Annotated in this window: 18 protein-coding genes; 11 read left to right on the top strand and 7 right to left on the bottom strand. The window is 57.1% G+C overall.

The genetic code is table 11. From position 1 onward, the window contains the following. The first annotated feature begins 205 nt into the window (after positions 1–205). The 6 genes from aspS to ruvB all read left to right on the top strand — a co-directional run bounded on the left by aspS (position 206) and on the right by ruvB (position 5,472). On the top strand, positions 206–1,993 hold the full coding sequence (aspS, locus tag ABLU73_RS04045; RefSeq protein ID WP_080846944.1) for an aspartate--tRNA ligase: 1,788 nt from the start codon (positions 206–208) through the stop codon (positions 1,991–1,993). 1 nt (position 1,994) lies between these two features. After that, positions 1,995–2,438, top strand: coding sequence for a dihydroneopterin triphosphate diphosphatase (nudB, locus tag ABLU73_RS04040; protein WP_002911477.1), 444 nt, complete (start codon positions 1,995–1,997; stop codon positions 2,436–2,438). Between the two features lie 27 nt (positions 2,439–2,465). Next, positions 2,466–3,206: a YebC/PmpR family DNA-binding transcriptional regulator gene (locus tag ABLU73_RS04035; protein WP_002911459.1), complete on the top strand. Its 741-nt coding sequence runs from the start codon at positions 2,466–2,468 to the stop codon at positions 3,204–3,206. A 34-nt stretch (positions 3,207–3,240) separates the two neighbouring features. Next, positions 3,241–3,762, top strand: coding sequence for a crossover junction endodeoxyribonuclease RuvC (gene ruvC / locus ABLU73_RS04030; protein WP_004203412.1), 522 nt, complete (start codon positions 3,241–3,243; stop codon positions 3,760–3,762). A 79-nt stretch (positions 3,763–3,841) separates the two neighbouring features. Next, positions 3,842–4,453, top strand: coding sequence for a Holliday junction branch migration protein RuvA (gene ruvA, locus ABLU73_RS04025; RefSeq protein ID WP_002911454.1), 612 nt, complete (start codon positions 3,842–3,844; stop codon positions 4,451–4,453). A gap of 8 nt (positions 4,454–4,461) precedes the next feature. Further along, the gene (gene ruvB / locus ABLU73_RS04020) at positions 4,462–5,472 is read left to right on the top strand and encodes a Holliday junction branch migration DNA helicase RuvB (protein WP_004148860.1); all 1,011 of its coding nucleotides are present in this window, start codon (positions 4,462–4,464) and stop codon (positions 5,470–5,472) included. Between the two features lie 63 nt (positions 5,473–5,535). Here ruvB and znuB read toward each other — a convergent pair whose 3' ends face one another. Further along, positions 5,536–6,321 (bottom strand): zinc ABC transporter permease subunit ZnuB, encoded by a 786-nt coding sequence (gene znuB, locus ABLU73_RS04015; RefSeq protein WP_264924548.1) that lies wholly within the window; start codon positions 6,319–6,321, stop codon positions 5,536–5,538. Then, positions 6,321–7,073: a zinc ABC transporter ATP-binding protein ZnuC gene (znuC, locus tag ABLU73_RS04010; protein ID WP_025999238.1), complete on the bottom strand. Its 753-nt coding sequence runs from the start codon at positions 7,071–7,073 to the stop codon at positions 6,321–6,323. Before znuC ends, znuB begins: the two co-directional genes overlap by 1 nt. A 78-nt stretch (positions 7,074–7,151) precedes the next feature. Between znuC and znuA the strand changes: the two genes are divergently transcribed. From znuA to lpxM, 3 genes are all read left to right on the top strand, one after another. Continuing rightward, on the top strand, positions 7,152–8,096 hold the full coding sequence (znuA, locus tag ABLU73_RS04005; RefSeq protein WP_004203405.1) for a zinc ABC transporter substrate-binding protein ZnuA: 945 nt from the start codon (positions 7,152–7,154) through the stop codon (positions 8,094–8,096). Between the two features lie 15 nt (positions 8,097–8,111). Further along, positions 8,112–9,431: a murein DD-endopeptidase MepM gene (gene mepM, locus ABLU73_RS04000; RefSeq protein ID WP_004203403.1), complete on the top strand. Its 1,320-nt coding sequence runs from the start codon at positions 8,112–8,114 to the stop codon at positions 9,429–9,431. Positions 9,432–9,548: 117 nt separating this feature from the next. After that, complete coding sequence (lpxM, locus tag ABLU73_RS03995; RefSeq protein ID WP_017900217.1) at positions 9,549–10,520, top strand: lauroyl-Kdo(2)-lipid IV(A) myristoyltransferase; 972 nt, start codon at positions 9,549–9,551, stop codon at positions 10,518–10,520. Between the two features lie 30 nt (positions 10,521–10,550). Here the strand turns inward: lpxM and dcuR are convergent, their stop codons facing one another. The 3 genes from dcuR to ABLU73_RS03980 all read right to left on the bottom strand — a co-directional run bounded on the left by dcuR (position 10,551) and on the right by ABLU73_RS03980 (position 14,016). After that, positions 10,551–11,267, bottom strand: a complete 717-nt coding sequence (gene dcuR / locus ABLU73_RS03990) for a two-component system response regulator DcuR (protein ID WP_017900216.1) — start codon at positions 11,265–11,267, stop codon at positions 10,551–10,553. A 53-nt stretch (positions 11,268–11,320) separates the two neighbouring features. Continuing rightward, positions 11,321–13,006 carry an NAD-dependent malic enzyme gene (locus ABLU73_RS03985; protein ID WP_004203398.1) on the bottom strand — a complete coding sequence of 562 codons (1,686 nt, stop codon included), beginning with the start codon at positions 13,004–13,006 and terminating at the stop codon, positions 11,321–11,323. A 62-nt stretch (positions 13,007–13,068) separates the two neighbouring features. Further along, complete coding sequence (locus ABLU73_RS03980; protein ID WP_004203397.1) at positions 13,069–14,016, bottom strand: AEC family transporter; 948 nt, start codon at positions 14,014–14,016, stop codon at positions 13,069–13,071. A gap of 416 nt (positions 14,017–14,432) precedes the next feature. On the opposite strand from ABLU73_RS03980, the gene ABLU73_RS03975 reads away from it, so the two are divergent. Continuing rightward, positions 14,433–15,767, top strand: coding sequence for a 2-hydroxycarboxylate transporter family protein (locus ABLU73_RS03975; protein ID WP_053810189.1), 1,335 nt, complete (start codon positions 14,433–14,435; stop codon positions 15,765–15,767). A 58-nt stretch (positions 15,768–15,825) separates the two neighbouring features. Here ABLU73_RS03975 and pyk read toward each other — a convergent pair whose 3' ends face one another. Then, positions 15,826–17,268 (bottom strand): pyruvate kinase, encoded by a 1,443-nt coding sequence (gene pyk, locus ABLU73_RS03970; RefSeq protein WP_002911440.1) that lies wholly within the window; start codon positions 17,266–17,268, stop codon positions 15,826–15,828. Positions 17,269–17,393: 125 nt separating this feature from the next. After that, positions 17,394–18,299, bottom strand: coding sequence for a MurR/RpiR family transcriptional regulator (locus ABLU73_RS03965; RefSeq protein ID WP_072096624.1), 906 nt, complete (start codon positions 18,297–18,299; stop codon positions 17,394–17,396). Positions 18,300–18,458: 159 nt separating this feature from the next. Here ABLU73_RS03965 and ABLU73_RS03960 point away from each other — a divergent pair, with 159 nt between their 5' ends. Beyond that, positions 18,459–18,608, top strand: coding sequence for a hypothetical protein (locus ABLU73_RS03960; protein WP_032425929.1), 150 nt, complete (start codon positions 18,459–18,461; stop codon positions 18,606–18,608). Positions 18,609–18,614: the final 6 nt, after the last annotated feature.

The following is an 18,614-nucleotide window of genomic DNA, read 5'->3' as shown; positions in this document are numbered from 1 at the left end:
GGTAACAAATTTTGTTAATTTATGTGAGTGTGGACGTTAAGCGCGCAGCAAAGCAGCGTACATCGTGCGTCGGACTTATCGAACGACAGAATTTCCAGTATAATAGCCGCCTTTTTTCATTCAGTTGTGACATCAGCTAAAGCTGCGACCTCGTCGCCTGCAGGGCAGACGACAATCCGCCGACGGCTAAGTTAAGGGATATCTCATGCGTACAGAATATTGCGGACAGCTTCGACAGTCCCACGTTGGGCAGCAGGTGACTCTGTGTGGTTGGGTCAACCGCCGTCGCGATCTCGGTAGCCTCATTTTTATCGATATGCGCGACCGCGAAGGCATCGTTCAGGTGTTTTTCGATCCGGATCGTGCGGATGCGTTGAAGTTAGCCTCTGAACTGCGTAATGAGTTCTGCATTCAGGTCACTGGCACCGTTCGCGCGCGTGAAGAGAAAAACATCAACGCGGACATGGCCACCGGCGCTATCGAAGTGCTGGCTTCCGATCTGACGATCATTAACCGCTCAGAATCGCTGCCGCTGGACTCCAATCACGTCAACACCGAAGAAGCGCGTCTGAAATACCGCTACCTCGACCTGCGTCGTCCGGAAATGGCGCAGCGTCTGAAGACCCGCGCGAAAATCACCAGCTTTGTGCGCCGCTTTATGGATGACCATGGCTTCCTCGACATCGAAACCCCGATGCTGACCAAAGCCACCCCGGAAGGCGCCCGCGATTACCTCGTGCCTTCCCGCGTGCATAAAGGCAAATTCTACGCGCTGCCGCAGTCGCCGCAGCTGTTTAAACAGCTGCTGATGATGTCCGGCTTCGACCGCTACTATCAGATCGTCAAATGCTTCCGCGATGAAGACCTGCGTGCCGACCGTCAGCCTGAATTTACCCAGATCGACGTGGAAACCTCCTTTATGACCGCGCCGCAGGTGCGTGAGATCATGGAAGCGATGGTGCGTCAGCTGTGGCTGGAGATTAAAGGCGTCGACCTGGGCGATTTCCCGATCATGACCTTCGCCGAAGCCGAACGTCGCTACGGTTCCGATAAACCGGATCTGCGTAACCCGATGGAGCTGGTGGACGTCGCCGACCTGCTGAAATCGGTGGAGTTCGCGGTCTTTGCCGGCCCGGCCAACGATCCGAAAGGGCGTGTGGCGGCGCTGCGCGTTCCGGGCGGGGCTTCTCTGACCCGCAAGCTGATTGACGAATACGGCAACTTTGTGAAGATCTACGGCGCGAAGGGGCTGGCCTATATTAAAGTGACCGAGCGTGCCAAAGGCATGGACGGGATCAACAGCCCGGTGGCCAAATTCCTCACCGCTGAAATCGTGGAAGCGATCCTTGACCGCACCGGCGCGCAGGACGGAGACATGATCTTCTTCGGCGCCGATAATAAGAAAGTGGTGGCCGACGCGCTGGGCGCGCTGCGTCTGAAGCTGGGTAAAGACCTGAGCCTGACTGACGAGAGCAAATGGGCGCCGCTGTGGGTGATCGACTTCCCGATGTTCGAAGACGACGGCGAAGGCGGCCTGACGGCGATGCACCATCCGTTCACCTCGCCGAAAGATATGACGGCGGACGAGCTGAAAGCCGCGCCGGAAGAGGCCGTGGCCAACGCCTACGATATGGTGATTAACGGTTATGAAGTCGGCGGCGGTTCGGTGCGTATCCACCGCGGCGACATGCAGCAGACGGTATTTGGTATTCTGGGCATTAACGAGCAAGAGCAGCGTGAAAAATTCGGCTTCCTGCTCGATGCGCTGAAATACGGTACCCCGCCGCATGCGGGCCTGGCGTTCGGTCTTGACCGTCTGACCATGCTGCTGACCGGTACCGATAACATCCGCGACGTTATCGCTTTCCCGAAAACCACCGCGGCCGCCTGCCTGATGACCGAAGCGCCAAGCTTCGCCAATCCGGCGGCGCTCGGTGAACTGGGTATTCAGGTTGTGGAGAAAGAGGCAAAAGTGTCTCTGGAGAACAAGTAATATGTCATTTAAGCTGCCCGTTTCGGTGCTGGTGGTGATTTACGCCGAAGATACGAAACGGGTGCTGATGTTGCAGCGGCGCGACGATCCCGCGTTCTGGCAGTCGGTCACCGGCAGCCTGGAAGCAGGAGAGACCGCGCTGCAGGCTGCCGCGCGTGAAGTAAAGGAAGAGGTCGCCATTGACGTTGCCTGCGAGCAACTGACCTTAATCGACTGTCAGCGCACGGTGGAGTTTGAGATCTTTTCTCATTTGCGTCATCGCTATGCGCCGGGAGTGGAGCGAAATACGGAATTCTGGTTCTGTCTTGCGCTGCCTCATGAGCGGGAAATTACCTTTACCGAACATCTGGCCTACCGCTGGGTCAGCGCGACGGAAGCCGCTGCGCTGACCAAGTCGTGGAGCAACCGGCAGGCGATTGAAGAATTTGTAATTAACGCCGCCTGAAAGGGCGCGCTTTTTGGAGAGTTTTTTATGGCAGGTCATAGTAAATGGGCCAACACCAAACATCGCAAAGCGGCACAGGATGCCAAGCGCGGTAAAATCTTTACGAAAATCATTCGCGAACTGGTTACCGCAGCGCGTCTGGGCGGCGGCGATCCGGCGTCCAACCCGCGTCTGCGTGCGGCGGTGGATAAAGCGCTGTCTAACAACATGACCCGCGACACTCTGAACCGCGCCATCGCGCGCGGCGTCGGCGGCGATGAAGACGCGAACATGGAAACCATCATTTACGAAGGCTATGGCCCTGGCGGCACCGCGGTGATGGTGGAATGTCTGTCCGACAACCGTAACCGTACCGTTGCGGAAGTGCGTCACGCCTTCACTAAAACCGGTGGTAATCTCGGCACCGACGGTTCTGTCTCCTACCTGTTCAGCAAAAAAGGCGTCATCTCCTTCGAGAAAGGCGATGAAGACACTATCATGGAAGCGGCGCTGGAAGCTGGCGCTGAAGACGTGGTGACCTATGACGACGGCGCGATCGACGTCTACACCGCATGGGAAGAGATGGGCGCCGTGCGCGACGCGCTGGAAGCCGCTGGCCTGAAAGCCGACGCTGCTGAAGTCTCGATGATCCCGTCCACCAAAGCGGATATGGATGCTGAGACGGCGCCGAAGCTGCTGCGTCTGATCGATATGCTCGAAGACTGCGACGACGTGCAGGAAGTGTACCATAACGGCGAGATCTCCGACGAGGTCGCAGCCACCCTGTGATGCAGCCGCATCCACGGTTCACCGGAGGCGCGTGATGGCTATTATTCTCGGCATTGACCCGGGGTCGCGCGTTACCGGTTATGGCGTGATCCGTCAGGTCGGCCGGCAGCTGAGCTACCTTGGCAGCGGCTGTATCCGCACCAAAGTGGACGATCTGCCGTCGCGGCTGAAGCTGATCTACGCCGGGGTGACGGAGATCATCACCCAGTTCCAGCCCGACTTTTTCGCCATTGAGCAGGTCTTTATGGCCAAGAATGCCGACTCGGCGTTAAAGCTCGGGCAGGCGCGCGGGGTGGCGATCGTGGCGGCAACCAATCAGTCGCTACCGGTGTTTGAATACGCCGCCCGCCAGGTTAAGCAGACGGTTGTCGGCATTGGCAGCGCTGAAAAGAGTCAGGTCCAGCACATGGTGCGCACCTTGCTCAAGCTGCCTGCCAATCCGCAGGCGGATGCGGCGGATGCGCTGGCGATCGCCATCACCCATTGCCATGTCAGCCAGAATGCCGCTCAGATCAGCGAGACCCGGCTCAATCTGGCGCGAGGGCGCTTACGATAATCGCAAATCAGGCTGGATATCTATCCAGCCTTTTTTTATGATACCGCCAGATACTTAGACCATAACGCAGGAGCCCCACGTGATAGGCAGACTCAGAGGCATCATTCTCGAAAAACAACCCCCGCTGGTGTTGCTGGAAACGGCGGGCGTCGGCTATGAAGTGCACATGCCAATGACCTGCTTTTATGAGCTGCCGGAGGCCGGGCAGGAGGCGATTGTCTTCACCCACTTTGTGGTGCGTGAAGATGCCCAGCTGCTGTATGGGTTTAACAATAAACAGGAGCGTACCCTGTTTAAAGAGTTGATTAAAACCAACGGCGTAGGGCCAAAGCTGGCGCTGGCGATCCTCTCCGGCATGTCGGCGCAGCAGTTCGTCAACGCCGTTGAGCGGGAAGAGGTCGCCTCGCTGGTGAAGCTGCCGGGGATTGGTAAAAAAACCGCTGAACGCCTGATCGTCGAGATGAAAGACCGCTTCAAAGGGCTTCACGGCGATCTGTTCACCCCGGCGGCCGATCTGGTGCTAACCTCGCCGGCAGGCCCGACGGCGGACGATGCCGAGCAGGAAGCGGTTGCCGCGCTGGTCGCGCTGGGCTATAAACCGCAGGAGGCCAGCCGGATGGTCAGCAAGATCGCGCGTCCGGACGCCAACAGTGAAACGCTAATCCGCGAAGCGCTGCGCGCCGCGTTGTGAGGTAAGGGATGATTGAAGCAGACCGGCTGGTATCGGCAGACAGCAGCGGCTTCGAAGAGGCCGCTGACCGCGCCATCCGCCCAAAATTGCTGGCAGAGTATGTCGGCCAGCCGCAGGTGCGTTCGCAGATGGAGATCTTTATCCAGGCGGCGAAGCTGCGCGGCGACGCCCTCGATCACCTGCTGATTTTTGGCCCGCCAGGGTTGGGGAAAACCACCCTGGCCAATATCGTCGCCAATGAAATGGGGGTGAATCTGCGTACCACCTCCGGCCCGGTGCTGGAGAAAGCGGGCGATCTCGCCGCGATGCTCACCAACCTCGAACCGCACGATGTGCTGTTTATCGATGAGATCCATCGCCTCTCGCCGGTGGTGGAAGAGGTGCTCTATCCGGCAATGGAAGACTACCAGCTGGATATCATGATTGGCGAAGGGCCGGCGGCGCGCTCGATTAAAATCGACCTGCCGCCGTTTACCCTGATTGGCGCCACCACCCGGGCCGGTTCGTTGACCTCGCCGCTGCGCGACCGCTTTGGCATCGTGCAGCGTCTGGAGTTCTATCAGATCCCCGATCTGCAGCATATTGTCAGCCGCAGCGCCCGACATATGGGGCTGGAGATGAGCGACGAGGGCGCGCTGGAAGTGGCCCGCCGTTCACGCGGCACGCCGCGTATTGCCAACCGTCTGCTGCGCCGGGTGCGTGACTTCGCGGAAGTGCGCCACGACGGCACTATCTCCGCCGACATTGCCGCCCAGGCGCTGGATATGCTCAACGTCGATGCGGAAGGGTTCGACTATATGGACCGCAAGCTGCTGCTGGCGGTGATAGATAAGTTCTTCGGCGGGCCGGTGGGGCTGGATAACCTCGCCGCCGCGATTGGCGAAGAGCGGGAAACCATTGAAGATGTGCTGGAGCCCTACTTAATTCAGCAGGGTTTTCTACAGCGTACGCCGCGGGGAAGAATGGCGACGGTGCGCGCCTGGAACCATTTCGGGATTACGCCGCCGGAAATGCCGTAGCGCGTTGTGGTTGAGCCGTTCATGGTGAAGCCCGGTCAGCAGCGCGACCGGGCTTTTTCACTTTTAGCTGGCGGCTTTTTTCGTCATGCTGAGAATAAACAGCACCGCAGCGCACAGCACCACCGACGGCCCGGCCGGCGTGTCGTAGAAAGCCGAGAAGGTTAACCCGCCGGTGACGGCCAGCATGCCCACGCCCACCGCCACGGCGGCCATCTGCTCCGGCGTGCGGGCAAAACGGCGGGCGGTAGCGGCCGGGATAATCAGCAGAGAAGTGATGATCAGCGCCCCGACGAACTTCATCGCCACGCCGATAGTCAGGGCGGTGACCAGCATCAACAGCAGCTTGACCCGCTGCAGCTTCACGCCATCGACAAACGCCAGGTCCGGACTGATGGTCATCGCCAGCAGATTCCGCCACTGACAGAGCAGAATGCCAATCACAATCACCACGCCAATAGCAATGGCGATCAGATCCTGCGGCGTGACCGCCAGCAGATCGCCGAACAGGTACGCCATCAAATCGACGCGGACGTTAGACATCAGACTGACCACCACCAGCCCAAGGGACAGCGCGCTGTGCGCCATGATGCCCAGCAGGGTATCAATCGCCAGATGCGGCCGTTTTTCCAGCCATACCAGCCCGCCGGCCAGCAGCAGGGTCACGGCGATCACCGCATAAAACGGATTGACGTTAAGCAGTAAACCGAAAGCGACGCCGAGTAGCGACGCATGCGCCAGCGTATCGCCGAAATAGGACATGCGGCGCCAGACCACAAAGGAGCCCAGCGGGCCGGCGGCGCAGGCCAGCATCATCCCGGCCAGCCAGCCAGGTAAGAGAAGTTCAATCATTAGCGGCTGTTTCCCCGACGCAATACAATTCGCCCCTGAAGATCGTGGCGGTGATTATGGTGATGGCGGTAGATCCCCAGCTGTTCCGCGCCGCGCGGGCCGAACATGGAGATAAACTCCGGATGCATCGAGACGACTTCCGGTGCGCCAGAGCAGCAGATATGCTGGTTCAGGCACAATACCTCGTCGGTTTTGGCCATCACCAGATGCAGGTCGTGGGAGACCATCAGCACCGCGCAGTCCAGCTCATGGCGCAGCTGGTCGATAAGATCGTAGAGCGCCACCTGGCCATTGACGTCGACGCCCTGGGTCGGTTCATCCAGCACCAGCAGCTGCGGACGATTGAGCAGGGCGCGGGCCAGCAGCACGCGCTGGGTTTCGCCGCCGGAAAGTTTTTGCATCGGCGCGTCGATCAGGTGCCCGGCCTGCACGCGCTTCAGCGCCGGCAGGATGTCGTCTTTGCGGGTGCCTGGACGTAAACGCAGGAAGCGGCTGACGGTCAGCGGCAGCGTGGCGTCCAGATGCAGTTTCTGCGGTACATAGCCGATCCGCAGGCGTTCTTCGCGCTTGATAACACCCTGTGTCGGTGCTACCAGCCCGAGAACCACCCGCACGAGCGTCGATTTACCGGCGCCGTTGGGCCCCAGCAGGGTTAATATTTTGCCTGGCGTGAGAGCCAGCGAGATGTCAGACAGCACGCGGCGTTGGCCAAAGGCCACCGAGACATTTTCCAGCGTTACAAGGTTTGTCATAATCATTTAGGGGTTGCACAAGCTAGTGAATGTTATAATATCACATCACACTCACTCGTTTCGATGACTAGACGCATTATGTTACATAAAAATACGCTTCTTTGCGCTGGACTTGGCGCTGTTTTTTTGTTCGCACAGGTACCGCAGGCCAGCGCCGCCGTGGTGACTTCCATGAAACCGCTGGGCTTTATCGCAGCAGCCATCGCAGATGGGGTCACCGACACCCAGGTGCTGCTGCCCGATGGTGCCTCTGAGCATGATTATTCCCTGCGTCCTTCCGATGTAAAACGCTTACAGAACGCAGACTTAGTGGTGTGGATCGGTCCGGAAATGGAAGCCTTTATGGATAAGTCGACGCAAAGCATTGCGGCGAATAAAAAGGTGACCATCGCTGAGCTGGATGGGGTCAAACCGCTGCTGATCGCTGGCGCTGACGATGATGACGATCATCATGGTCATGACCATGGCGCAGCGGAAAAAAGTGACGGCGATCACCATCACGGTATCTACAATATGCATCTGTGGTTATCCCCAGAGATAGCGCGGCTTTCGGCGGTTGCAATCCACGATAAATTATTGGAACTTATGCCGCAGAGTCGAGCCAAACTCGACAGCAACCTGCAGCAGTTCGAGGCCGCGCTGGCGGCGACCGACAAGCAGGTTAGCAATGAGCTGGCACCGCTGAAAGGAAAGGGCTATTTCGTTTTTCATGACGCCTACGGTTACTTTGAAAAACACTACGGTTTAACCTCGCTGGGGCATTTTACCGTCAACCCTGAAATACAGCCTGGTGCGCAGCGTTTACACGAAATCAGAACACAACTGGTTGAGCAGAAAGCCACTTGCGTTTTTGCTGAGCCACAGTTCAGGCCAGCGGTTATCGAAGCTGTTGCCCGGGGCACGTCTGTGCGCATGGGGACCCTGGATCCACTGGGTAGCGGAATTAAGCTGGGTAAAGCGAGTTACCCGCAATTCCTCACCCAACTGGCGAATCAGTATTCGAGCTGCCTGAAAGGAGATTAACGAGGAAGTGAATACGTGCAACAGATAGCCCGCGCTGTCACTCAGGCATTTAACAATCTGCCACGACCTCATCGCGTTATGCTGGGGTCGCTTAGCGTTCTTACCTTAGCGGTCGCCGTCTGGCGACCCTACATTTACCACCCGGAATCCGCCCCCATCGTCAGAACCATTGAGCTGGAAAAAAGCGAGATCCGCTCCCTGCTGCCGGAAGCCTCCGAGCCGATCGATCAGGCCCCGCAGGAAGAAGAAGCCATTCCTCAGGATGAACTCGACGAAAAAGCCGATAGCGATGCCGGCGGGCACGAATACGTGGTGTCGACCGGCGATACCCTCAGCAGCATCCTGAATCAGTACGGTATCGATATGGGTGATATCGCCCAGCTCTCCTCCGCCGATAAAGAGCTGCGTAATCTGAAGATTGGCCAGCAGCTCTCCTGGACCCTGACCGCCGACGGCGATCTGCAGAGTCTGACCTGGGAGATGTCCCGCCGCGAAACCCGCACCTACACCCGCGTGGATAACGGCTTTAAAATGAGCAGCGAGCTGCAGAAAGGCGACTGGGTCAACAGCGTGCTGAAGGGCACCGTCGGCGCCAGCTTTGTCTCCAGCGCGCGCGATGCCGGGCTGACCAGCACGGAAATCAGCGCGGTGATCAAGGCCATGCAGTGGCAGATGGATTTCCGTAAGCTGAAGAAAGGCGATGAGTTCTCGGTATTGATGTCCCGCGAAATGCTTGACGGCAAACGCGAGCAAAGCCAGCTGCTCGGCGTGCGTCTGCGCTCCGACGGTAAGGACTACTTTGCCATCCGTGCCGAAGACGGTAAATTCTACGACCGCAACGGGACAGGGCTGGCGAAAGGCTTTATGCGCTTCCCGACAGCGCGTCAGTTCCGCGTCTCCTCTAATTTTAACCCGCGTCGTCTGAATCCGGTCACCGGGCGCGTCGCGCCGCACCGTGGCGTCGATTTTGCGATGCCGCAGGGAACGCCGGTGCTGGCAGTGGGCGATGGCGAAGTGGTGGTGGCCAAGCGCAGCGGCGCCGCCGGGTATTACGTGGCAATCCGCCACGGCCGTACCTATACCACTCGCTACATGCACCTGCGTAAGCTGCTGGTGAAGCCGGGGCAGAAAGTGAAGCGCGGCGATCGTATTGCGCTATCGGGGAATACCGGACGCTCTACCGGGCCGCACCTGCACTACGAAGTGTGGATCAACCAGCAGGCGGTCAACCCGCTGACGGCGAAACTGCCGCGTACCGAAGGGCTGAGCGGTTCCGACCGTACCGATTATCTGGCGCAGGTCAAAGAGGTCGTTCCGCAGCTGCGGTTTGACTAACCACCGGTCAGTGGAAAGCCGGTGCCCCAGGGCGCCGGCTTTTTCTTTTGTAGGATACCCAACGTCTCGCTACACTATCCCATTATCTTGATTAAGCAGTCGATCTGCGGATTGGGCATGGAAACGAAAAAAAATAATATTGAGTTTATCCCTAAGTTTGAAAAATCTTTTTTACTGCCGCGCTACTGGGGCGCCTGGCTGGGTGTTTTTGCCTTCGCCGGTATTGCGCTGACGCCGCCATCCTTCCGCGATCCGCTCCTCGGCAAACTCGGTCGTCTGGTCGGGCGTCTGGCGAAAAGCTCGCGCCGCCGGGCGCAGATTAATTTGCTGTATTGCTTCCCGGAAAAAAGCGAGCACGAGCGGGAAGCGATCATCGACGCCATGTACGCCTCGGCGCCGCAGGCGATGGTGATGATGGCCGAGCTGGGTCTGCGCGATCCGCAGAAAATTCTCGCCCGCGTCGACTGGCAGGGTAAAGCGATCATCGACGAGCTGCAGCGCAATAACGAGAAGGTGATTTTCCTCGTCCCGCATGCATGGGGTGTGGATATCCCGGCGATGCTGATGGCCTCCGGTGGGCAGAAGATGGCGGCGATGTTCCACAACCAGGGCAACCCGGTCTTCGATTACGTGTGGAATACCGTGCGTCGTCGTTTTGGCGGACGGATGCACGCGCGCAACGACGGGATCAAACCGTTTATTCAGTCGGTGCGCCAGGGCTACTGGGGCTACTATTTGCCCGATCAGGATCACGGCGCCGAGCACAGCGAGTTTGTGGATTTCTTCGCTACCTATAAGGCCACCCTGCCGGCGATTGGCCGCTTAATGAAGGTATGCCGCGCCCGCGTCGTTCCGCTGTTCCCGGTCTATGATGGCAAGACGCATCGCCTGACGGTGCTGGTGCGCCCGCCGATGGACGATCTGCTGGACGCTGATGATACAACAATCGCCCGGCGGATGAACGAAGAGGTGGAGGTGTTTGTTACGCCGCACACCGAGCAGTACACCTGGATCCTGAAGCTGCTGAAGACGCGCAAGCCGGGTGAAATCGAGCCCTACAAACGCAAAGAGCTGTACCCTAAGAAGTAGACTGCAAGCGCGCCAGTGGGTATTCCAGGCTCACTGGCTATATTGCGTCAGCAACATCACGCTCTCGGCCACAAGCCGGTAGCGATACTCCGGGCGACCGGTGATGCCGTAGTGATTGCTGGTGAAGAGCACGTTGATCTGCTCAAGCCAGATCAGGTATTTGCGGCACGATACTCGGGAGATCTGCAGCGCCGCCGCCAGCTCATTGGTTGAAAAATCCCGCGCCTGATGCGCGATTATCCACCGGCACACCAGGCGAAGCGTTTGCGGCGTCAGCCCTTTCGGCAAGCGGCGGGGACCGTCCTGTTGCAGAACCCCGCGGCGTAGCAGGGTGTCGATATCCGCCTGGGCGTAGCAGGATTTCGCTTGCTTCGCATCGCGTTTATTGCGCCAGGTCCGCAGCGCCTCCTCAAAGCGCGACAACTGAAACGGTTTAATCAGGTAATCAACCACGCCATAGCGCAGTGCCGTCTGGACGGTGAGCGCATCGGCAGCGGACGTCATCATGATGACGTCAATATTCCGCCCATCAGCGCGAAGCGCTGGCAGCAGGTCCAGGCCACTCTCCTGGTGCATATAGACATCCAGCAGCAGCAGATCGACCTGCGCCAGATGGCTTAGCATCGCTTTGGCGTCGGCGATCGTCGCCGCTACTCCACAGCAGTGAAAATCAGCTACCCGGCTGATAAATAACTGGTTCAGTTCGGCCACCATGGGATCATCATCGACAATCAGCACATTGAACATGAGTGGTTCCCCCGAGTGGCGGGAAGCCTGCCGGCTTCCCGCGAGATGAGCGATCACAATGACGAACGTTTATACGCGGTGTAGCGCGCTCGCCAGAAGGTTTTATCGATATTCGCCGCCAGTTGCACCTCGTCAATCTGCGGCGCTACGCCGTCCTGCTGAGCCGCGCGGGCGACATCAGCGGCAATGGCCCGGGAAATCATTTCGATCTCTTCTACCGGCGGCAGCAACCCGCCGGTTTCGCGGGTCGCCAGAGGCGAGTGGGCGGCCAGCGTTTTACTGCAGGTGATAAGCATTGCTTCGGTGACGCGCTCGGCTTTACTGGCAAGGATCCCCAGCCCCAGACCGGGGAAAATATAGGCGTTATTGCACTGGGCGATGTCGTAGGTTTTGCCGTCATAGAAGACGGGGTCGAACGGGCTGCCGGTGGCGATAAGCGCGCTACCCCGAGTCCACTCCAGCAGATCCTTCGGCTGGGCCTCGGCCCGGGAAGTGGGGTTAGAGAGCGGCATAATAATCGGACGCGGGCAGTGCCGATGCATCTCTTTCACTATCTCTTCGCTAAACAGCCCCGGCTGGCCTGACACGCCGATCAGCACGGTAGGGTGGACGTTGCGTACGACATCCATCAGCGACAGCTGGGCCGCCTCGGTATCCCAGTGGGCGATACTGGCTCGGGGGGTGACCAGCTCGCGCTGAAAATCGAGCAGATTGGGCATCTGATCAGTCAGCAGACCAAAGCGGTCAACCATAAAGATGCGGCGGCGTGCTTCCGTCTCTGAGAGCCCATCATCCACCATCAGCGCAATGATTTTTTCCGCAATGCCGCATCCGGCCGAACCGCCGCCAAGGAAAACCACCCGCTGATCGCGGAGCGGCGTCCCGGCGGCGGCGGCGGCGGCGATCAGCGTCCCCGACGTCACGGCGGCGGTTCCCTGAATATCATCGTTAAAACAGCACAGCTGGTGTCGATAGCGGTTGAGCAGTCGCGTGGCATTTTTTTGGGCAAAATCTTCAAACTGGAGCAAGACATTCGGCCAGCGCTGTTGAACGGCATGGACAAACATGTCCATAAACTCCAGGTATTGCTCGTCGCTGATGCGCGGATGTCGCCAGCCCATATACAGCGGATCTTCCAGATGCTGCGGATTGTTGGTACCGACATCTAACATAATGGGCAGCGTTGATGCCGGATGAATACCCCCGCAGGCGGTATATAACGAGAGTTTGCCGATGGGGATCCCCATCCCGCCAATCCCCTGGTCGCCCAGCCCCAGAATACGCTCGCCATCGGTCACCACGATGACTTTGATATCGTTGCGGGAAAATCCCTGCAGCATCTCGTCAATATGGTGACGGTTGGGCCAGGAGATGAACAGGCCGCGTCCTCGGCGATATATTTCTGAAAAATGTTCGCATGCTTCACCCACCGTCGGGGTATAAATAATCGGCAGCGTCTCTTTCATATGGCTGCGCAGCAGGTTATAGAATAACGTCTCGTTGGTGTCCTGAATATTTCTGAGATAAATATGGCGCGAAATACTTTTTTTGAACTGGCAAAACTGGCCCCATGCGCGCTCGGTTTGTTCTTCAATGGTTTCCACATTGTGCGGTAACAGTCCCTGAAGATTAAACGCTGTGCGTTCGCTTTCCGTAAACGCGAGGCCTTTATTTAATAACGGGTTTTCCAGCAGGACGGCACCATTATAGGGCGTGTATAAGGTTTCTGTGGCTAACATGACATGACTCCTGAATATAAAATTAAAACATTGCCTGATGTCTAGGTATTTTATTTCCGTGATTACGAAATGAGATAAATCATGACGCCTTCGGTGACCACGCCGATGGCGGTGCCCAGCAAAATAGAAGATGAGGCGGGTTCAATATAGGTATCGCTGCGCAGGGCAAACATCCCTGCCGCGATAGCGGAAGGCGTCGCGCCGATGATAATAACCTGTTGCATCAGGGTATGACTGAGCCCAAAGGCCAGCCCGGCCAGCGCCATCATGGCCGGCTGGATCAGGTTTTTAATACTGATGTTGGTGCAGGTTTGAATATTGACCGTCGGACGTTCACCGTAAAACAGCAGCCCAAGGGCGAAGAGTGACAGACCGCCGGCGATTTTACCCACCATTTCAACGGGTACGCTGAGCAGATGCGGCAGCTGGATCCCGGCCAGGCTGAGCAGTACTCCGGAAATGGGGATCCAGACAATGGGGTTTCTCACGGCTTTCAGCAGGTTTTGCAGGATCAACTGCCCGGCGTGGAGCTGGGGAGCCCCAGCGTCTCCGGGCTGGTCTCCCATGCGGATCAGGATGATGGTCAGAGGGATCATCAACACGCTGGTCACCAGGTTTCCGATAAGCACCCCGAGAAAGCCCTCCGGACCTATCAGCACCGCCAGCACGGGGGCGCCGAAGTAGGCCATATCGGGGAAGGCGCAAACCAGCGACTGAATCGCGCTAGTTTTAATATCATGACGAAAAACATAGCGCGAGATCAGTAGCGTAAGAAAATACGACCCCATTAGACCGATAACCAGCACCGCCATAAAGGTGAAGTTTTTTATTTTATCCGGGCTGGTATGTAATGCGCCGATAAAAAGATGAAAAGGAAGCGCAAAGCGGATAACTACCGTGGCGAGAACGGAGGCGTCCTCACGGCGGGTATAGCCGAGTTTGCCGCTAAGCCATCCGAGCAGCATGATAAATACCAACGGGAAAAGAGATTGCAAGAGCAGTGAAGGCATAAAAGGTCCTGACATATATTATCGGTTTGTTGTGCTGCCAATCTAACGATCCCCTAACATTTAAAAGGTGATAGCCATCACAGTCATCTGGCTTTAAATAATTTCGCCTTGGCTACTTTACTTACAAATAGGGAAAAGAGGATTAAATCATAGGGTTGCATTAACAGGGTTTATTATTTTAGCGGACGATAACTTTAGCTTCGTGATAATAAATTAAATTACTTAAAATAAACTTTATGGCTCAGTCACAAAGCCGACAGCGTTAATACGGTTGTCGTTTTTAGTTTTAAAGTCCTGTGTTACCGTTTCGGTGTATTTAGTTGATACGGCGTTTAGCGCTTTTGAATTCATAGTGCTGCGCAATTTTAATATTGCATCCTGACCCTACGTGACCTCTTTATTATTCAGGTAAAAATATGAAAAATAATTCACTCAACCAACCGATAGATAAAACATTGCCGAACGGGCAAGCGACTCGACTTTTCGCCAATATCGAAGTCGGCGCTGTGCCATTAACGCTGTTCATCGGTATCGCCGCGATAGTGGCGCTCTCCGCGGGCGCGGGGTTGTTGCCAAAAAACATGATTGGCGGACTGGCGGTCATCATGACCCTGGGGTTCGCGCTGGCGAAAATTGGCCGCATGGTGCCGGTGTTAAAAGATATTGGCGGTCCGGCGATTTTGTGTTTGATGATGCCCTCAGTGCTGGTCTACTTTGGCGTGTTTGAAGCGCATACGCTCGATACCGTGCATTTGCTGATGAAGGAGGCCAATCTCCTCTATTTCGTCATCGCCTGCCTGGTGGTCGGCAGTATCCTGGGAATGAACCGCACGATTCTGATCCAGGGGATGGTGCGCATGTTTGTCCCGCTGGTGGTTGGGACCGGCGCGGCAATCGCCACCGGCCTGCTGGTGGGCAGCTTATTCGGCTACAGTCTGTATCACACCTTCTTCTTTATCATTGTGCCGATTATCGGCGGCGGCATTGGCGAAGGGATCCTGCCGTTGTCGCTGGCTTATTCGGCGATCCTCGGGCAGACGCCTGATGTCTACGTGGCCCAGCTGGCGCCGGCGGCGGTGGTGGGTAACATCTTCGCCATTATCTGCGCCGGCTTTCTGGCCCGCATGGGCGCCCGTCGCCCGGCGCTGTCCGGCAACGGGCTACTGATCCGCAGCCATGAAGATAACAGCGTCTTTGCGCAGAATCAGAGTACGCAGCCGACCGATTTTCAGCTCATGGGCGCCGGGTTGCTGATGATTTGCGCCTTTTTCATTGTCGGCGGCTTGCTGGAGAAGGTGGTGCATATTCCGGGGCCGGTGCTGATGATTCTGGCGGCGGTATTCTGCAAATATACCAAAGTTATCCCGGCGGCGATGGAGCTGGGGGCGCACAGCTGCTACAAGTTCGTCTCCGCCGCGCTGGTGTGGCCGCTGATGATCGGCCTGGGCATGCTGTATGTACCGCTGGAGAGCGTGGTATCGGTCTTCTCCGTTGGCTACGTCGTGGTGTGCGGCTCAATTGTCATTGCCATGGCGCTGAGCGGGTTCTTTATCGCTTCACGTCTAAATATGTATCCTGTGGAAGCCGCCATTGTCACCAGCTGCCACAGCGGGTTAGGCGGAACGGGGGATGTGGCCATTCTCTCGGCCTCAAACCGCATGGGATTGATGCCGTTTGCACAGATTGCGACGCGTATCGGCGGGGCGTCGACGGTGATCGCCGCGACGCTATTACTGAGCTGGATGGTGTAGCCTGCCGGAGGGCAAAAAAAACCTGCCAGCCGTATCGCTGGCAGGTAGACACCGAGGCTTACTCGACGGTGAGGATACGCGTGGTGTTGGTGCTGCCGATGGTGCTCATCACGTCACCCTGGGTAACAACCACCAGATCGCCGGAGACCAGGTAGCCTTTGTCCCGCAGCAGATTGACGGCATCGTGCGCAGCGGCCACCCCGTCATTCTGGCTGTCGAAGAACACCGGCGTCACCCCGCGGTAGAGGGCGGTCAGGTTCAGGGTGCGCTCGTGGCGGGACAGAGCGAAAATTGGCAGACCGGAGCTGATGCGCGAGGTCATCAGCGCGGTGCGGCCTGATTCGGTCATGGTGATGATAGCCGTGATGCCTTTCAGGTGGTTGGCGGCATACATCGCCGACATGGCAATCGCTTCTTCCACGTTGTCGAACTGGACGTCCAGACGGTGTTTGGAGACGTTGAGGCTCGGGATTTTTTCGGCGCCCAGACACACGCGCGCCATCGCGGCCACGGTTTCCGACGGGTATTGACCGGCAGCGGTTTCCGCGGAGAGCATCACGGCATCGGTACCATCCAGCACGGCGTTGGCCACGTCCATGACTTCCGCACGGGTCGGCATCGGGTTGGTGATCATCGACTCCATCATCTGGGTGGCGGTAATGACGGAACGGTTCAGCTGACGCGCACGACGAATCAGCGCTTTCTGGATGCCCACCAGCTCCGGATCGCCGATTTCGACGCCAAGGTCACCGCGGGCAACCATCACCACATCGGAGGCGAGGATCACGTCGTCCATGGCGTCCTGATCGCAGACGGCTTCCGCACGCTCGACTTTGGCGACGATTTTCGCATCACAGCCGGCATCGCGCGCCAGGCGACGGGCGTAGTTCAGGTCTTCGCCGCAGCGCGGGAAGGAGACGGCGAGATAGTCGACGCCGATTTTAGCGGCGGTGACGATATCGGCCTTGTCTTTGTCGGTCAGCGCTTCGGCAGACAGGCCGCCGCCGAGCTTGTTGATCCCTTTGTTATTGGACAGCGGGCCACCAACGGTCACTTCAGTGAAGACTTTCATCCCCTGAACTTCGAGGACTTTCAGCTGCACACGACCATCGTCGAGCAGCAGGATATCGCCAGGCACGACGTCCGCCGGCAGGCCTTTATAGTCGATTCCGACTTTCTCTTTATCGCCTTCGCCCTTGCCGAGGTTGGCATCGAGCAGGAATTTGTCGCCGACGTTGAGGAAAATTTTGCCTTCTTTGAAGGTCGATACGCGAATTTTTGGTCCCTGGAGGTCGCCGAGGATGGCCACGTGACGGCCCAGTTTTGCCGCAATCTCACGCACTTTATCGGCACGGAGCTGATGATCTTCCGGGGTGCCGTGAGAGAAGTTCATACGCACTACGTTTGCGCCCGCGGCGATAACTTTTTCCAGGTTGTTATCGCGGTCAGTTGCCGGGCCTAAGGTAGTAACGATTTTGGTTCTGCGAAGCCTTCTGGACATGTAATACTCCGTTGACTGATACAACTTTGGTGTTGCGTGAACATGGATTCGGTAGCGCCAGCCTGCAACGTCGCACAGCCGGATCGTTATCGAAGGTGTAATGGGGTACTGCTTGTTATCAACTTTTATTGATTATCACTGGGTACGAACGGTTCTTTATCAAAACGCGATTCCTTCAGCGCTTCCTTGACCCTCTTCAAGTTATCTCTGAATTTTGCCCCCCGGCGCAGGGTAAAGCCTGTCGCCAGCACGTCAATGACGGTCAACTGGGCCAGACGCGAGACCATCGGCATATAGATGTCGGTATCTTCCGGCACATCCAGGGTAATGGCCAGCGTGGCTTCCCGGGCCAGCGGCGAGCCGGGGGAGGTGAGAGCGATCACCATGGCATCGTTTTCACGCGCCAGCTGCGCCAGCTCTACCAGGCTCTTGGTTCTTCCGGTATGTGAGATAATCACCACCACATCATCGTCATCGCAATTCATACAACTCATGCGTTGCAGGACAATGTCGTCGGAATAGATGACCGGCACGTTAAAGCGGAAAAATTTGTTCATCGCGTCATGAGCGACCGCCGCCGAGGAGCCGAGGCCGAAAAAGGCGATTTTTTTTGCCTGAGTCAGCAGATCCACCGCACGATTCACCGCCGACATGTCGAGAGAATGGTGGACCTGATCTAAACTCGCCATGGCCGATTCAAATATTTTTCCCGTGTATGACTCAACGCTGTCGTCTTCATCAACATTGCGGTTAACATAGAGCGTGCCGTGCGCAAGGCTCTGGGCGAGATGCAGTTTGAAGTCAGGAAAGCCGCGGGTTTCGAGACTACGGCAGAAGCGATTGACGGTCGGTTCGCTCACTCCGGCCTCAAGGGCGAGGGCGGCGATGCTCGAATGAATGGCCTGCGCGGGGGTGGCAAGGATCACTTCCGCCACTTTGCGTTCAGATTTGCTAAGGTGTTCCAGTCGGGACTGGATTTTTTCCAGCATGTTCATTAGTAACAGGGCGCTCATCAATGGAAACGATTTCATTAATGGGTGAAATCATCGGGCGTTTTAGCAAGAATATACCCCTCCGCAAGCGCAAGCGGTGAGGAATGACGGGAAAAAATGTTGTTTTTTTTCATTACATGATCAGAGTCGTATTTTACTGACCTGAAACAGGTACAAACAACGAACAATATCAGCCAAATGCCTAAATCATCGCCGAATGTTTTCACCCTGTGCGGTTTTCCCGCTGCAAACGGAGGGGAAGGCTTTCGGGAAACAGGTAAACACAGTACAGTGCAGTGTAAGAAAATTACAAATATAGCCTGGCAAAAGCACCAGACTATCAACTGAGGAGAA

The organism is Klebsiella sp. GG_Kp175 (genome assembly GCF_040062325.1).
Taxonomy (GTDB): Bacteria; Pseudomonadota; Gammaproteobacteria; order Enterobacterales; family Enterobacteriaceae; genus Klebsiella; species Klebsiella quasipneumoniae.
The sequence above is the reverse complement of the archived record's forward strand: the minus strand, read 5'-3'. Positions and strand labels throughout refer to the sequence as shown.

What these genes read in the sequence shown, in the direction of transcription:
- aspS (WP_080846944.1), top strand. Translation starts at nt 206, where the DNA reads ATGCGTACAGAATATTGCGGACAGCTTCGACAGTCCCACGTTGGGCAG.
- nudB (WP_002911477.1), top strand. Translation starts at nt 1,995, where the DNA reads ATGTCATTTAAGCTGCCCGTTTCGGTGCTGGTGGTGATTTACGCCGAA.
- ABLU73_RS04035 (WP_002911459.1), top strand. Translation starts at nt 2,466, where the DNA reads ATGGCAGGTCATAGTAAATGGGCCAACACCAAACATCGCAAAGCGGCA.
- ruvC (WP_004203412.1), top strand. Translation starts at nt 3,241, where the DNA reads ATGGCTATTATTCTCGGCATTGACCCGGGGTCGCGCGTTACCGGTTAT.
- ruvB (WP_004148860.1), top strand. Translation starts at nt 4,462, where the DNA reads ATGATTGAAGCAGACCGGCTGGTATCGGCAGACAGCAGCGGCTTCGAA.
- znuB (WP_264924548.1), bottom strand. Translation starts at nt 6,321, where the DNA reads ATGATTGAACTTCTCTTACCTGGCTGGCTGGCCGGGATGATGCTGGCC.
- znuC (WP_025999238.1), bottom strand. Translation starts at nt 7,073, where the DNA reads ATGACAAACCTTGTAACGCTGGAAAATGTCTCGGTGGCCTTTGGCCAA.
- znuA (WP_004203405.1), top strand. Translation starts at nt 7,152, where the DNA reads ATGTTACATAAAAATACGCTTCTTTGCGCTGGACTTGGCGCTGTTTTT.
- lpxM (WP_017900217.1), top strand. Translation starts at nt 9,549, where the DNA reads ATGGAAACGAAAAAAAATAATATTGAGTTTATCCCTAAGTTTGAAAAA.
- dcuR (WP_017900216.1), bottom strand. Translation starts at nt 11,267, where the DNA reads ATGTTCAATGTGCTGATTGTCGATGATGATCCCATGGTGGCCGAACTG.
- ABLU73_RS03985 (WP_004203398.1), bottom strand. Translation starts at nt 13,006, where the DNA reads ATGTTAGCCACAGAAACCTTATACACGCCCTATAATGGTGCCGTCCTG.
- ABLU73_RS03980 (WP_004203397.1), bottom strand. Translation starts at nt 14,016, where the DNA reads ATGCCTTCACTGCTCTTGCAATCTCTTTTCCCGTTGGTATTTATCATG.
- ABLU73_RS03975 (WP_053810189.1), top strand. Translation starts at nt 14,433, where the DNA reads ATGAAAAATAATTCACTCAACCAACCGATAGATAAAACATTGCCGAAC.
- pyk (WP_002911440.1), bottom strand. Translation starts at nt 17,268, where the DNA reads ATGTCCAGAAGGCTTCGCAGAACCAAAATCGTTACTACCTTAGGCCCG.
- ABLU73_RS03965 (WP_072096624.1), bottom strand. Translation starts at nt 18,299, where the DNA reads ATGAAATCGTTTCCATTGATGAGCGCCCTGTTACTAATGAACATGCTG.
- ABLU73_RS03960 (WP_032425929.1), top strand. Translation starts at nt 18,459, where the DNA reads ATGCCTAAATCATCGCCGAATGTTTTCACCCTGTGCGGTTTTCCCGCT.